At 50.3% G+C, this 14,456-nt stretch carries 14 protein-coding genes; 9 read left to right on the top strand and 5 right to left on the bottom strand.

The window, feature by feature from the left end:
* Positions 1 to 25 precede the first annotated feature (25 nt).
* Entirely contained in the window at positions 26 to 484 is a 459-nt protein-coding gene (locus M2371_RS16800) for a YlaC family protein (RefSeq protein ID WP_172895370.1), read from the top strand.
* 25 nt (positions 485 to 509) lie between these two features.
* Here the strand turns inward: M2371_RS16800 and ykgO are convergent, their stop codons facing one another.
* Complete coding sequence (gene ykgO / locus M2371_RS16795) at positions 510 to 650, bottom strand: type B 50S ribosomal protein L36 (protein WP_072011136.1); 141 nt, start codon at positions 648 to 650, stop codon at positions 510 to 512.
* Positions 651 to 947: 297 nt separating this feature from the next.
* Here ykgO and M2371_RS16790 point away from each other — a divergent pair, with 297 nt between their 5' ends.
* From M2371_RS16790 to M2371_RS16775, 4 genes are read left to right on the top strand one after another with little or no spacing between them, the layout of a single operon-like run.
* Positions 948 to 1,985 (top strand): isopenicillin N synthase family oxygenase, encoded by a 1,038-nt coding sequence (locus tag M2371_RS16790; protein ID WP_259268227.1) that lies wholly within the window; start codon positions 948 to 950, stop codon positions 1,983 to 1,985.
* An 18-nt stretch (positions 1,986 to 2,003) separates the two neighbouring features.
* On the top strand, positions 2,004 to 2,813 hold the full coding sequence (locus M2371_RS16785) for a MetQ/NlpA family ABC transporter substrate-binding protein (RefSeq protein ID WP_259268226.1): 810 nt from the start codon (positions 2,004 to 2,006) through the stop codon (positions 2,811 to 2,813).
* On the top strand, positions 2,810 to 3,601 hold the full coding sequence (locus tag M2371_RS16780; protein ID WP_172895372.1) for a methionine ABC transporter ATP-binding protein: 792 nt from the start codon (positions 2,810 to 2,812) through the stop codon (positions 3,599 to 3,601). The genes M2371_RS16785 and M2371_RS16780 overlap by 4 nt, the downstream gene beginning before the upstream one ends.
* A complete protein-coding gene (locus M2371_RS16775) occupies positions 3,586 to 4,257 on the top strand; it encodes a methionine ABC transporter permease (protein ID WP_172895373.1) in 672 nt (223 codons plus the stop codon). Before M2371_RS16780 ends, M2371_RS16775 begins: the two co-directional genes overlap by 16 nt.
* Before the next feature lie 68 nt (positions 4,258 to 4,325).
* Here the strand turns inward: M2371_RS16775 and M2371_RS16770 are convergent, their stop codons facing one another.
* The gene (locus M2371_RS16770; protein WP_259268225.1) at positions 4,326 to 5,696 is read right to left on the bottom strand and encodes a PTS transporter subunit EIIC; all 1,371 of its coding nucleotides are present in this window, start codon (positions 5,694 to 5,696) and stop codon (positions 4,326 to 4,328) included.
* A gap of 304 nt (positions 5,697 to 6,000) precedes the next feature.
* Between M2371_RS16770 and M2371_RS16765 the strand changes: the two genes are divergently transcribed.
* Positions 6,001 to 7,200: an enolase C-terminal domain-like protein gene (locus tag M2371_RS16765; protein ID WP_259268224.1), complete on the top strand. Its 1,200-nt coding sequence runs from the start codon at positions 6,001 to 6,003 to the stop codon at positions 7,198 to 7,200.
* Here M2371_RS16765 and M2371_RS16760 read toward each other — a convergent pair.
* Entirely contained in the window at positions 7,188 to 7,910 is a 723-nt protein-coding gene (locus M2371_RS16760; RefSeq protein ID WP_034493736.1) for a GntR family transcriptional regulator, read from the bottom strand. The two genes, M2371_RS16765 and M2371_RS16760, sit on opposite strands and share 13 nt — an antisense overlap.
* A 143-nt stretch (positions 7,911 to 8,053) precedes the next feature.
* Here M2371_RS16760 and M2371_RS16755 point away from each other — a divergent pair, with 143 nt between their 5' ends.
* Entirely contained in the window at positions 8,054 to 9,619 is a 1,566-nt protein-coding gene (locus tag M2371_RS16755) for an EAL domain-containing protein (RefSeq protein WP_259268223.1), read from the top strand.
* 5 nt (positions 9,620 to 9,624) lie between these two features.
* Here the strand turns inward: M2371_RS16755 and norR are convergent, their stop codons facing one another.
* Positions 9,625 to 11,139 (bottom strand): nitric oxide reductase transcriptional regulator NorR, encoded by a 1,515-nt coding sequence (norR, locus tag M2371_RS16750; RefSeq protein WP_259268222.1) that lies wholly within the window; start codon positions 11,137 to 11,139, stop codon positions 9,625 to 9,627.
* Positions 11,140 to 11,357: 218 nt separating this feature from the next.
* Between norR and norV the strand changes: the two genes are divergently transcribed.
* Together norV and norW are read left to right on the top strand one after the other, a co-directional pair.
* The gene (gene norV, locus M2371_RS16745; protein WP_259268221.1) at positions 11,358 to 12,797 is read left to right on the top strand and encodes an anaerobic nitric oxide reductase flavorubredoxin; all 1,440 of its coding nucleotides are present in this window, start codon (positions 11,358 to 11,360) and stop codon (positions 12,795 to 12,797) included.
* Positions 12,794 to 13,927 carry an NADH:flavorubredoxin reductase NorW gene (norW, locus tag M2371_RS16740; RefSeq protein ID WP_259268220.1) on the top strand — a complete coding sequence of 378 codons (1,134 nt, stop codon included), beginning with the start codon at positions 12,794 to 12,796 and terminating at the stop codon, positions 13,925 to 13,927. Before norV ends, norW begins: the two co-directional genes overlap by 4 nt.
* A gap of 82 nt (positions 13,928 to 14,009) precedes the next feature.
* Here the strand turns inward: norW and M2371_RS16735 are convergent, their stop codons facing one another.
* On the bottom strand, positions 14,010 to 14,363 hold the full coding sequence (locus M2371_RS16735) for a DUF1428 domain-containing protein (protein ID WP_115630498.1): 354 nt from the start codon (positions 14,361 to 14,363) through the stop codon (positions 14,010 to 14,012).
* Positions 14,364 to 14,456: the final 93 nt, after the last annotated feature.

Genomic DNA, 14,456 nt, shown 5'->3' with positions numbered 1-14,456 from the left:
AGCGTTTCTGTTCAAAAGGCCCATCATGACTGAAATTCAGCGCCTGCTCACCGACACCATTGAGCAACTCAATACCGATGAAAAACGCGATAATCGCCCACGTTTTAGCATTAGCTTTATTCGCAAACATCCAGGTTTGTTTATCGGCATGTGGATAGGTTGGTTTGCCACACTTTGGGTGATGCTGGAATCGGACACTCTGGCGGGATCGGTCTGGTTATTGGTGGCGTTGTTTGCGCTGCTAAACGGCTTTTTCTTTTTTGATGTGAATCCGCGCTATCGGTACGACGATATTGATGTGCTGGACCTTCGCGTTTGCTACAACGGCGAGTGGTATAACACGCGCAATGTGCCGCCAACGTTGATTGATAAAATCCTGCAATCCCCTGGTGTTGACGAACAGAAAAAATCGCTGCTGCATAAAATGGTTTCCACCAAAGGCGAACTCTCTTTTTACGATATCTTTTCGCTCGCCCGTTCCTGAAAACAAGGGGCCAAAGCCCCTTCTCTTAACGCCGTTTCTTCCTGCCCTGCACCGCTTTAAAACGCGGATTACTTTTGCAAATCACATACAACCGCCCTTTGCGCTTCACTATCTGGCAATCCGGATGGCGCTGCTTAGCACTGCGTAACGAATTTAAAACCTTCATGTCTACACCTTTTTATTGTTACTTTATAACATAACAATAAGATAAAAGATGAGCGACCAAAACGCAAGCCAGTTTGTCTGCAAAACCCGCCATAGCTAAATCCCGCAAATGCTTAGAACCCCGCGCGACAATATCTTAGAAGATAACAATATTGGGCGGCGTGACACGCTTGCGGCAATGTAACTTCCATGAACACCACATCGTTTCAGAAGGGATAAATCATGAATCAGTATTGTTGTTGTCGGGCGAGAAAATCAGAACGTATCAAGAAAACATCTGAAATAAGCGGAGTCCATGATGAGCAAAACAACGATCCAGGCATTGCCAATACTCGATCTCTTAGCCCTTGAGGGTACAGCCACTGACCGCGCTGCTTTTCTTGAACAACTGCGCCTGGCGGCTCGTGATATCGGTTTCTTCTATTTAATTAACCACGGCATTAGCCCCGAACTGCAACAGGCCGTTCAGGATGAAGCACAACAGTTTTTCACTTTGCCAGAAGCTGAAAAGCAGAAAGTGGCGATGATCCACTCTCCTCACTTTCGCGGTTATAACCGCGCCGCCAGTGAATTAACACGTGGCAAACCTGACTGGCGCGAACAGTTTGATATCGGCGCTGAGCGCCCGGCACTTTCCATCAATGAATCTCAACCCGGCTGGCTGCGGCTACAAGGGCCAAACCTGTGGCCGGAATCGCAACCAAGCCTGAAACCTACCCTTCTGCAGTTTCAACGCGAGATGACTGCCGTCGCGCTCAAACTGTTGCGCACTTTTGCCCTGGCGCTGAAGTTACCGGCTGACAGCTTCGATAACCTCTATGGCAACAAGCCCAACGAACACATCAAGCTGATTCGCTATCCAGGCAAATCCGCAACCGATAGCAATCAGGGTGTGGGGGCGCATAAAGATTCTGGTTTCCTGAGCTTTTTACTGCAAGACCAACAGCAAGGTTTGCAGGTAGAAGTCACGCCTGATAACTGGGTAGATGCCGCGCCACTGCCCGGTAGTTTTGTGGTGAATATTGGTGAGTTGTTGGAACTTGCGACCAACGGCTATTTACGTGCCACGGTTCACCGTGTGATTTCGCCACCACCGGGACAAGAACGCCAGTCCATTGCCTTTTTCCTCGGCGCTCAACTCGACGCCGTCGTGCCGGTTTACGCCCTGCCGCCTGAACTGGCGCAACAGGCTTTAGGGCCGGAGAGCGATCCACATAATCCATTGCTCCGTGACGTCGGCTGGAATTATTTAAAAGGCCGCCTGCGTTCGCACCCTGACGTGGCAGAACGTTATTACCCGGATGTCTTGCGTAACAGCACTGAACTCATCGCTTAAACAATAAAGGAAAACACCATGAAAAATGCCGCTTTTAAACTGGCAGGGGTCGCGCTGTCTTTGACTCTGGCTTTCAGCGCTCACGCCGCAGAAACCTTACGCATTGCCGCAGATGCTGTGCCACATGCAGAAATTCTGGCCTTCGTGCAAAAACTCGATCCTAATTTAAAGCTCAAAGTGGTGGAGCTGAGTAATGGCGTGAATGCCAACGAATTGCTGGCGAATGGCGATGTCGATGCTAACTACTTCCAGCATGTTCCGTACTTACGCGACCAGGAAAAAGCGCTGGGTAAAAAATTCGCCGTTGCCGCTACCGTTCATATTGAACCGCTGGGGATTTATTCGCACAAATACAAAGACCTGAAATCCGTGCCGGATAACGCCACCCTCGCGCTGCCTAATAATGTCACCAACCTGAGCCGCGCTCTTTATTTGTTGCAAGACAAAGGGTTAATCACCCTGAAGCCGGAATTTAAAGATGCTGCGCAAAACCAGGCCACGCCGCGTGACATCGCCAGTAACCCAAAACACCTGAAGATTGTTGAAATCGAAGCGCCGCAATTACCACGTTCACTTGATGATGTGGATCTGGCGGTGATCAATGGTAACTACGCGCTGGAAGCCGGTTTAACACCGTCAAAAGAAGCGTTGGGGCTGGAAAGTGCGACGCATAATCCGTATGCCAATATCCTGGTGACGAACCCGAATTTGGCCAACGATCCGCGCATCAAAGAACTGGCGAAAGATCTGCAATCACCGCAGGTTGCTGAATTTATTCGTACGCAGTTCAACGGTTCTGTTATTCCGGTTGCCACGCCACAGTCATGATTACGCTTGAACGGCTGAGCAAAGTGTATGCCGGAGGAGGCCAACCGGCACTGGATGATGTCTCACTGACTGTGCCAGATGGCGCAATCTACGGCATTCTCGGGCGTAGTGGCGCCGGGAAAAGCACCTTGATTCGCTGTTTGAACTTGCTGGAGCGGCCCACGTCGGGCCGCATTCTGATGCACGATGTGGATATCACTACGCTGAATAATCGCGAACTGCGCGCTCATCGCCAACGCACAGGAATGGTGTTCCAGCATTTTAATTTAATTCATGCCCGAAACGTGGCGGACAATATTTCCGTTCCGCTGGAAATCGCCGGGCAGCCGCGTGAAATACGCCAGCAACGGGTTCATGAGTTGCTCGAATTAGTGGGTCTGAGTGATAAAGCCCACGCTTTCCCGTCGCAACTGTCTGGCGGGCAAAAACAGCGCGTGGGAATTGCCCGTGCCCTTGCCGCTCACCCCGACGTGCTGCTTTGCGATGAGGCAACCAGCGCGTTAGATAGCGAAACTACCGCGTCTGTACTGGCGCTGCTGATGGACATTAATCGCAAACTGGGCGTCACCATCGTGCTGATTACCCATCAACTTGAGGTGGTGAAGGCAATTTGCGATCACGCGGCATTACTTGAGAACGGCAAGCTAGTCGAAAGCGGCTCGCTGTCTGATTTACTGGTTAGCCCCTATTCCCGCCTGCGCCAGGCATTGCTCCCTGGCGACGCGGCAGAAAAAGCATTTTTACGCCGACTCGGCGTTTCAGGGAGAGTGTTATGCGAAGTCGCCTAGCCTGGGAAGATTTATGGCCATTGCTGCTCGACGGCACACTCGACACGCTTTACATGGTGGGACTAGCGGCTCTGTTTACGGTGATTATCGGTTTGCCGTTGGGCGTACTGTTATTTCTCACTCGTCGCGATGGCGTATTACCCGCACCAAAACTGAATCAGGTTATCGGTAGCGTGGTGAACGTCGGGCGTTCGCTGCCCTTTATTGTGCTGCTGATTGCCCTGATCCCCTTCACGCGATTAATAGTCGGCACCACTCTGGGCAGCACCGCAGCGGTGGTTCCGATTACCATTGGCGCATTCCCTTTCTTTGCGCGTGTGGTTGAAAACGCCTTAGATGAAGTCGATAAAGGCCGCATCGAAGCCATTTTATCGATGGGTGGCAATGTGTGGCATATCATCGGCAAAGTGCTGTTGCCCGAAGCATTGCCCGCATTGTTGGCCGGTATCACACTCACCGTTGTGATGCTGATTGGTTTTTCTTCTATGGCGGGCGTTATTGGCGGGGGCGGCCTGGGCGACCTTGCGATTCGTTACGGTTATCAGCGCTTTAATGACCAGGTGATGATTGGCACCGTGGTGATTCTGGTGATAATGGTTCAGCTTGTGCAAAGTATTGGTGACCGCCTGGTGCGCCAACTCGCGCACCGGCGTTAAAGCGTCCAGTAGGATGGATGAGCAATGTTTCGTAGGGCGGATAAGCGCAAGCGTCATCCGCCAGTTTTTCAGGCTTTCTCGCGCACCAGCAAGGTGGTCAACGTAAACGATAATCCCAATGCCAGCGCCACGCCCATTAAAGCAAAGATAAAATAGGGGCCGATATACGCGGGCAGACTAAAAATGCTCGATAAAATATAGCCGTACAAACGAACACCGAAGAAAGCAATGAATGCCGAGGCGATGGAGCTTGCCACAGTGGCGGCAATAAACGCTTTCTTATAGCGTGTCAGCACGCCAAATAACGCCGGTTCGGTAATCCCCAGCAGGGCAGAAATCGCCGCAGGTAACACAACGGCCCGCTCTTCACGTGATTTACTTTGCATCCAGATAGCAAACGTCGACCCGGCAATCGCCATATTTGCCATAAACATCATCGGCATCAGCATGTCATAACCACGGTCGGTGAAGTTTTGCAGCGCAATAGGCGTCATCGCGTGATGCATACCGGTTAAAATCGCCACCGGGCGAATAGCCCCCACCACCAGTCCGGCGAAACTTGCCGAAACCCCAAACAGCCCTTCAATAAACCACGCGAGTGCTTTACCCAGATAAATCCCCATCGGCCCGATCACCACCAGCGCAACCAAGGCGGCCAGGAACAACGTGAGCGTTGGCGTAAAGACGGTTTTTAGCACGTCCGGCATAAATTTATCCACCCAACGGTGGATGTAACTCAATGCCAGCACTGAGAAAATTACCGGAATCACACTCGATGCGTAGTTAAAGACCGAAATAGGCACCACGTTCAAAAAGTAGAACGCATCAACGGCATTTGGCGCATGGCTTGCCAGCGATTTGGCCGCTTCAATCAGCGACGGATACATCAAACAGGCGGCTACCGCAGCGGCCAGGTACTCGTTGGTTTTGAAAATACGCGCGGCGGAAATGGCGAGGAAGAACGGTAAAAAATAGAACACCCCGCTGGCAATCAAATCGATGACGATAACCGTATCGCTTTTTGCCGAAACCATTTTAAGCGCTATCAATCCTGCCAGCAGGCCTTTGATCATCCCGGCGCCAGCGATAGCGGGGACAATCGGGCCAAACACGCCCGACACGGTATCCATAAACATCGACACCAGGCTTTTGCGCGTTCTCTTCTCGCCCGCCTGAACGGTTTGTTCAGGCGATGAACCGAGCGCCGTGGTCAGTTGTTCGTACCAGGTATTGACCTGCGGGCCAATGATTATCTGAAATTGGTCGCTCTGGATTTGCGCTCCCAGAACACCCGGTATTTTTTTAATTGCTGACTGATCAATTTTATTTTCATCGACCAGAGAGAAGCGCAAGCGCGTCATACAGTGCCAGGCCTTACTAATATTATCCGCACCGCCAATCAGGTGAATAATATTATTAATGGCATCACGAGTCCCCATCTGTCACTCCCAAAGAATTGCTTATTGTTATGTGTTGAATGCCATTGATGTTAGGGAATCACAACCATGAAAACAAACCAATAAACTTTGACCACTGTCACACTTAGCCGTTACGAAAGACATAAAATGGCATTGAGGAACAAATTGGTATGGTTTTATCACACATCACGCCCCTTTTCCTGACCAATAAAAATAAGCAAAAAAAATGATTTACCGGCACTCAAAAATAAGGTGATAGTAATAAACAGAAACCTTAAATCTGATAAGCAATTGACCGTTATTAAAACGCGTTTGGAGTAATCTCGTGCTACCAACCATTATTGAAAATATCGAATGCTTTATTACCCGCCCCGATCGTCATAACCTGGTGACTGTGCGCGTGACGACCAATAAAGGCGTCACCGGCCTGGGTTGCGCCACCTTCCAGCAGCGCCCACTTGCGGTAAAAACCATGGTTGATGAGTACCTCAAACCGCTGCTCATCGGCCGCGATGCCAATAACATCGAAGACCTGTGGCAAATGATGGCGGTCAACGCCTACTGGCGCAATGGCCCGGTCATCAACAACGCAATGGCAGGTGTTGATATGGCCCTGTGGGATATCAAGGGCCAGCTTGCCAATATGCCGCTGTATCAGCTATTTGGTGGAAAATCGAAGGACGCTATTGCAGTTTATAGCCACGCCGCGAGTGAAACGCTGGAAGGTTTATATCTCGAAGTGGACAAACTGCTGGCGCAAGGTTATCGCTACATCCGCTGCCAGCTTGGGTTTTATGGCGGCACACCGCAGGGTTTACATGCCACGAAATCCCCGACGCCGGGCGCCTATTATGACCAGGATGAATACATGGCCAACACGGTGGCGATGTTTAAAGCGCTGCGTGAGAAATACGGCAACCAATTCCATATTCTTCATGATGTGCATGAACGCCTGTTCCCACAACAAGCGGTGCAACTGGCAAAAGCGCTGGAACCCTATCAGCCGTGGTTTATCGAAGATATTCTGCCGCCTCAGCAAAGTGCCTGGTTAGAACAGGTTCGTGCGCATTCCTCTGTTCCGCTGGCGATGGGCGAGTTATTCAATAACCCGGCTGAATGGCATGATTTGATTGTGAATCGACGCATCGATTTTATTCGCTGCCACGTTTCGCAAATTGGTGGGATTACGCCTGCGCTGAAGCTGGCGGTTCTTTGCCAGGCATTTGGCGTGCGCCTCGCCTGGCATGGTCCGTCAGACATGACGCCGATTGGGGTTGCCGTGAATACCCATTTAAATATTCATCTGCATAATGCCGCTATTCAGGAATTCATTCCGAACAAGCCAAATACTGAATCCGTGTTCCCGGGCGCCCCCGTTGTGGAGCAAGGGTATATTTATCCGTTGGAAAAACCGGGTATTGGTGTCGGATTCGACCAGCAAAAAGCAGAAGCCTTCCCGGTGGAATATCGCCCGCACGAGTGGACGCAAAGCCGCTTACCCAATGGCGCGATTCACACGCCTTGAGTTCCCTGGCGATAAGCTAAATTATCGTGGTTATAGGGGGTGACGTAGGTGCAAGAATAATTGATATCAACGATATCGCTAATTTCGAACACGCGTCCCCCTTCAAGAATTCCCCGGTTGATGATACGCATCGCCGGGCTGCCCTTTTTACACTCCAGTAATGCTGACTGTTCTTTGTTAATTGCCACAGCCTGATAACTGGTTAATAAATGAGAGATCCGAAAACCTTTACTCAGCACATATTGTTGAATCGACCGTTCAATAACTTTCTGATTCAAATCAGGAAAATCCTTGACCGGCATGCGGGATATTTCAATTTGTACTTTCTGGTTATCGACATAGCGCAGACGGCAAAACTGCCAGATATACTCATCGGCACCCAGGCCAAATACCTGCTGCTCCTCAAGACCGGGTAATTTTTTATGCAGATTCACCATCCGAAAAGCCATCTGGTCGAAACGCTTTTCAGTGATAGAGTTATAAACCAGCGGATTATTACGTGCCTGTGGATTAATCCAGATACCGGAACCCTGAATAATTTCGACGACGCCAATGCTGACCAGTTTTTCCAGCGCTTTGCGAATAGTGAAACGCGAAACATCATATTCCGCGGCAAGCTGGCGCTCGGGTGGTAATTTGCGTCGCTGATTGTCGTTGTGCTGGTAAATTTTGCTTAACAGATCCTGGATAACAAACTCTTTTTTCTTCATGTCCGATTCACCAGCCACTGATTTGCATGATGTTTAAATAGCCCAGTTTGAAGTAAAACATAACATCCCGTATTGAGCTGAGATAGACTAACCTCGTCTATGGAAACCATTATAAAAACTAACCTCTTAACGGATCTAAAAGAATGACATCTCGCAAGCTCATAAGCCTGGTAAGCGGTGTACTGATTCTGACAGTTCTGTCCCCTATTCTTCTCAGCGTCTATTTCGCACATCGTAATGCTGAAGAGGTTTTCCACGAGGAATTAGCCGAATTTTCCGATCACGCCATGTATCGCACCGGCAAAGTCATCGATCAGGCAGTTGCCGCCGTAGATGAAATCAACCAGGTCAATGATAATACGTGTTCAAAAGCCCATACAGATGCCATGCATCGCATCGCGCTGAAATATCGCTACGTGCAAGAAGTCATGTTTCAGGATAATAACCATATTCTCTGCACGTCGCTGGTGCCTTACGGTGATAGCACTTTAATTGGCAAACCGGATCGTATTGGCCCCAATGGTTTTAATGCCTGGTACACCACCCCACCCGCTCCGGGTTTTAAACGGAAAATGGTGTATATCGGGAAACTGCCACATCTGGCGCTTATCGATCCGATGTCGTTTATTGATATCCTGCCGTTCGGAAAATATACCTTAAATATCGCCATGGTGGGTTTGGGTCAAAACCTACTTATTGCCAGCAATAGCCACTATGTGCCTGATGAATGGCGCATTCCGCTTGCCCAGGGCCTCGATGAGTTTCAGACTGACGACGATTTTTACATTATCCGCCGGGATAACGATCTGGGGCTGGCAATGATTACCTGGGCATCGCGAGAGCCGATGAACGGCGTCTGGTATGAACAGCTTTTCATCTGGCTCCCTATTGGTCTGGTCATTAGTCTTGCTGCGGGGATATTCCTGATTAGCATCCTGCGGCGTTTATTATCGCCGCGCAATCGCCTGATGGATGCCATTAAAAATCATGAAATCAGTGTGGTGTATCAGCCTATTGTCCACCTGCAAAGTGGTGAAAGTGTTGGCGCTGAAGCGCTGATTCGCTGGCAGCAACAAGATGGTTCGATGCTTAATCCGGATGCGTTTATTCCCCTGGCAGAGCAGACTGGGTTAGTGACGCAATTAACCGAACAAGTCATTGAGTTAATATTTATCGAGCTGGGGGAGTGGCTTTGCCAGCATCCTGACCACCATATTTCGGTTAATTTAGGTGTACGCGATATTCGTAGCCTGCATATTCTGGAGGTTATTCAGCCTTATTTGGTTCGATATTCGGTCAAGCCGGGACAAATCGCATTTGAAATTACCGAGCGTGGTTTTTCTGATCCCAAAATAACTGCCCCGATCGTTGCGCAATATCGTCAAGCCGGACACGCCATCTACATTGATGATTTCGGGACGGGATACTCAAGCCTGAGTTACTTGCAGGATCTTGACGTCGATATTCTTAAAATCGACAAGTCATTTGTTGATGCCCTCGAATATAAAAACGTCACACCGCATATTATTGAAATGGCCAATGCATTGGGTATTTTGATGGTAGCCGAAGGGATTGAAACCCCGCGCCAGGCCACCTGGTTACGCGAGCAAGGCGTGCAGTACGGCCAGGGCTGGCTGTTCAGTAAAGCCCTGGCAAAAGATGAATTTATCCAATGGGTTGAGAGTTATCGTGCCAAAGTGGCGAAATAAGCCGATTATTTAACCCCCAGGCGTTTAGCCAGTCGGTGTAAATTCGCCACGTCCAACTGTAACTGGCGGGCACATGCCGCCCAATTCCCCGCGCAGGACGCCAGAGTGCTGATAATAATCTGACGCTGGAAATCATCCATTGCGGTGCGCAAATTATCCACCAACGGCGCTGAAACAGCAGGCTGACTCACGGATTTGGGTTCACTATCGGCTAACTGGAAATGCTGCGGTTGCAGCCAAATTTCACCGTCCGGCTTACCTGAACGCGCCAGTACCGTTGCTCGATAAAGCGCATGTTCCAGTTCGCGAATATTCCCCGGCCAGTCATATCGACGGAGCAGTTCACGGGCAGCATCGCTCAAAGCCACCTGCTTGAGTCCCATTTTCACGCGGCTTTGCTCGCAGAAAAACCCCGCCAGCAAAGTGATGTCATCGCCACGCTCGCGCAGTGGCGGCACATGCAGCGGAAACACACTTAAACGGTGGAATAAATCGGCCCGAAATGCTCCTGCCAGAACATGCTGTTTAAGGTCACGATTGGTCGCCGCCAACACTCGCACGTTCACTCTTTGGCTGCTGTCATCGCCCACGCGCTGAATATCGCCATATTGTAATACCCGCAGCAATTTCGCCTGTAGCGTTAATGGCAACTCGCCGATTTCATCCAGGAACAGCGTGCCGTTGTCTGCCATTTCAAACTTGCCGGTTCGATGATGAATGGCTCCGGTAAACGCCCCTTTTACATGACCGAATAATTCACTTTCCGCCACGCTTTCCGGTAGTGCCGCACAGTTGAGATACACCAGTGGATTCGCCGCACGCGCCGAGCCACTGTGAATAGCACGCGCCACCAGCTCTTTCCCAACGCCAGTTTCCCCGGTGATCAGCACATTCAAATCAGAGCCAGCAACGATTTCGATCTCTTTCTTGAGTTGCAACATTCCCGCAGATAAACCAACCATTTCAGCGCTGCTGCTTTTCGTGCTGATGGGGGCGCTCGTCGCAGCAGGAGTTTGATTTTCAAGTTGTTCCATCAGCAACGCGTTATTCAGTGCTCCCGCAGCGAGCACGCTAATTAACCGTAACTCTTCATCACTGAAATGGTCGAATTGCAGCGGGTCCATACCGTCAACCGTTAACGCACCAATCAAATTTTGATCGGCAAACAGCGGCAGCCCAAGGCAAGCATGCACTTTTAAATCTGTATGGTCGGGAATCAGCCCATCGTAAGGGTCAGGTAATTCGCTATCCGCCGGAAAACGCACCACATCACCCGCGCGAGCAATCGCCTCAAGGCGCGGATGTGCGTCCAAATCAAAACGCCGGCCGAGCACATCCTGCGCCAGTCCATCAATCGCCAGCGGGCGAAACTGCCGCGCTTCGTAACGCAATAATGCCGTGGCATCACCCTCTAAAAGCTGGCGCAAAGTGCGAATCAAACGGGCAAAACGATCCTGGTGAGAAATGCCGCTTTGCAGGTCGATGGCGATATTGGCAAGGGAAGTAATAGACAAGCTCATTAGCGGCTCCAGATTGGGAAAGATTAAAGTTACCGCGTAATGGTCAAAATGACAAAGCTATTGTCATAAAGACAATTTTAATGACTGTCTTTATGACAATGAAATTTTAAAGGTGTTTATAAATAATAATAAAAATCAAACAATTAAAAAGTTGGCACGCCGATTGTAATACATCAAATACGAGCATCATTTTTTAATTCTTTTTGAGGGTATTTTCAATGGCGATTCAGGTTAAAAACAACATCCAATGGGTAGGTCAACGTGACTGGGAAGTGCGTGATTTTCATGGTACCGAATATAAAACACTGAAAGGCAGCAGCTATAACAGCTACCTGATTCGTGAAGAAAAAACCGTGCTGATTGATACCGTTGACCACAAGTTCAGCCGCGAATTTGTGCAAAATCTGGCGGCTGAAATTGACCTGAATACGCTTGATTACATCATCATTAACCATGCGGAAGAAGACCACGCAGGCGCACTGACTGAGCTGATGTCGCGGATACCGAACACGCCAATTTACTGTACTGCTAACGGCGTGGACTCTATCAACGGGCATCACCATCATCCTGAATGGAATTTCAATGTGGTAAAAACCGGTGACAGTCTGGATATCGGCAACGGCAAGCAACTCATCTTCGTTGAAACCCCCATGTTGCATTGGCCAGACAGCATGATGACCTACATGACGGGCGATGCGGTGCTATTCAGTAACGATGCCTTTGGTCAGCATTACTGTGATGAACATCTGTTTAATGATGAAGTTGATCAGGGTGAATTGTTCGAACAATGCCAACGTTATTACGCCAACATTCTTACCCCGTTCAGCCGCCTGGTGACGCCGAAAATCACTGAAATCCTCGGCTTCAATCTGCCTGTGGATATGATTGCGACATCCCATGGCGTGGTGTGGCGCGACAACCCAACGCAAATTGTGGAACTCTATTTGAAGTGGGCGGCCGATTATCAGGAAGATCGCATCACGATTTTCTATGACACCATGTCCAACAACACCCGCATGATGGCTGATGCGATTGCGCAAGGCATTACTGAAGTTGACCCACGTGTAGCGGTGAAAATTTTCAATGTCGCCCGCCATGATAAAAACGAAGTTCTGACGAACGTGTTCCGCTCCAAAGGCGTGCTGGCCGGAACATCCACGATGAATAACGTGATGATGCCAAAAATTGCCGGTCTGGTAGAGGAGATGACCGGGCTGCGTTTTCGCAATAAACGCGGCAGCGCCTTCGGCTCCCACGGCTGGAGCGGCGGCGCGGTAGACCGTCTTTCCACCCGTTTGCAGGATGCCGGTTTTGAAATGTCGCTCAGTTTGAAAGCGAAATGGCGTCCGGATATTGATGCGCTGGAAATCTGCCGCGAGCATGGCCGTGAAATCGCCCGTCAGTGGGCGTTAACTCCGCTTGTTTCTGCCCCCGCTTCTGTACCGCAAGAAAGCGTGGTTGAAGCGACCACCTGCGCTGATTCAGGCCCACGAATGCAATGCAGTGTCTGCCAGTGGATTTACTGTCCGCAAACCGGCGAGCCGATGCAGGATGTAGCACCGGGAACGCCGTGGACCGATGTACCAGACAGCTTCCTGTGCCCGGAATGTTCATTGGGGAAAGACGTCTTTGATGTGCTGGCAACGGAGGCAAAATGAAACATGGCATCGTGATCGTCGGTTCGGGCTTTGCAGCCCGTCAACTGGTCAAAAATATCCGTAAGCATGACGCGCAGATTCCTGTGCGCATGATTGCCGCCGACAGCATGGACGAGTACAACAAACCCGACCTCAGCCATGTCATCAGCCTGAATCAACGTGCAGACGACCTCACCCGGCAGCGTGCCGGGGAGTTTGCCGAGCAGTTTAATTTAACGCTCAATGCCAACAGTTGGGTGTCCGAAATTAATACTCGCGAGCGCCTGGTAAAATGTGGCGACCACCAATGGCCGTACGACAAACTGGTGCTGGCAACTGGCTCGAGCGCCCTGCTCCCGCCGATTGTAGGCAAAGAGCTGATGCTCACGCTCAATAGCCAACAAGAATATCTGGCCTGCGAATCGTCATTACGCGAGGCGAAGCGCGTGATGATTCTGGGCGGCGGTTTGATTGGCACAGAACTGGCGATGGATTTTTGCCGCGCCGGGAAGCAGGTTATTTTGCTGGATAACGCCTCCAACCTGCTCGCCTCGCTGATACCTGCGGAAGTCAGTAGCCGTTTGCAGCAGCGACTGAACCAGATGGGCGTCGAACTGCTGTTAAATCAGCGCCTTGAGTCGCTGAATCAAACATCACAGGGAATCAATGCGGCATTGAGCAACGGGCGGACTATCTGCGTGGATGCCGTTGTGGCCGCGATCGGCCTGCGTCCAAACGTTGGGCTGGCGCAGCACGCCGGACTGGCGGTGAACCGGGGGATTGAGGTAAACCGCCAGTTGCAGACGTCAGATGAGAATATTTACGCTCTGGGTGATTGCGCGGAAATTGATGGCAAAGTGCTGCCATTCCTGCAACCGATTCAGTTTAGTTCGATGACCCTTGCCAAAAATCTACTGGGAGCCGCAGACGGTCTGGCCCTTCCTGCAATGCTGGTGAAGGTGAAAACGCCTGAGCTACCTTTACATCTGGCAGGGGAAACGCAACGCAATGATTTGACCTGGCAAATCACCGCCGAGCCACAGGGACTTATCGCCAAAGGTTACGATGAGGCACAGCAATTACGGGCGTTTATTGTCAGCGAAGCGCATATGAAACTGGCGTTTGGATTATTGCGGGAATTACAGATTTAGCGGGTAATCATACGGGTGACGCAGGCTTCCTGCGTGAAGCGGATAATATCTGCGTCACCCCTTGCCTGACTTATTGAAAAGTCTACTCGTCAAGAATTGGCGCAAAGCCACCATAAATCATACGCTTGCCATCAAACGGCATCGACTCACCAAACTCTTTCATCCGTGGGTCAGACATCATTTTCGCATTCGCGGCATCACGTACTTCTTTGGAAGGGTACTCAATCCAGCTAAACACCACTTCTTCGCTCTCTTCGGCTTTCACTGCCATACGAAAATCAGTGAGCTTGCCATCGGGCACATCGTCCGCCCAGCATTCAACAACGCGTAATGCACCAAATTCTTTAAATAACGGTGCGGCTTTTGCGGCTAACTGCTTGTATTCATCCTTCTTTGCTGCGGGTACAGCAACTACGAAACCATCAACATAACTCATTGTGAACCTCCACGGTGTGGGAAGTACGGCAGACCATACGGGTAGATAATTTCTACCCGTGATGATTACGATTGATAAGTTTAGTCGTTAAGA

The sequence above is a fragment of the Buttiauxella sp. BIGb0471 genome (assembly GCF_024807715.1).
In the GTDB taxonomy this organism is placed as follows: domain Bacteria; phylum Pseudomonadota; class Gammaproteobacteria; order Enterobacterales; family Enterobacteriaceae; genus Buttiauxella; species Buttiauxella agrestis.
The sequence above is the reverse complement of the archived record's forward strand: the minus strand, read 5'-3'. Positions and strand labels throughout refer to the sequence as shown.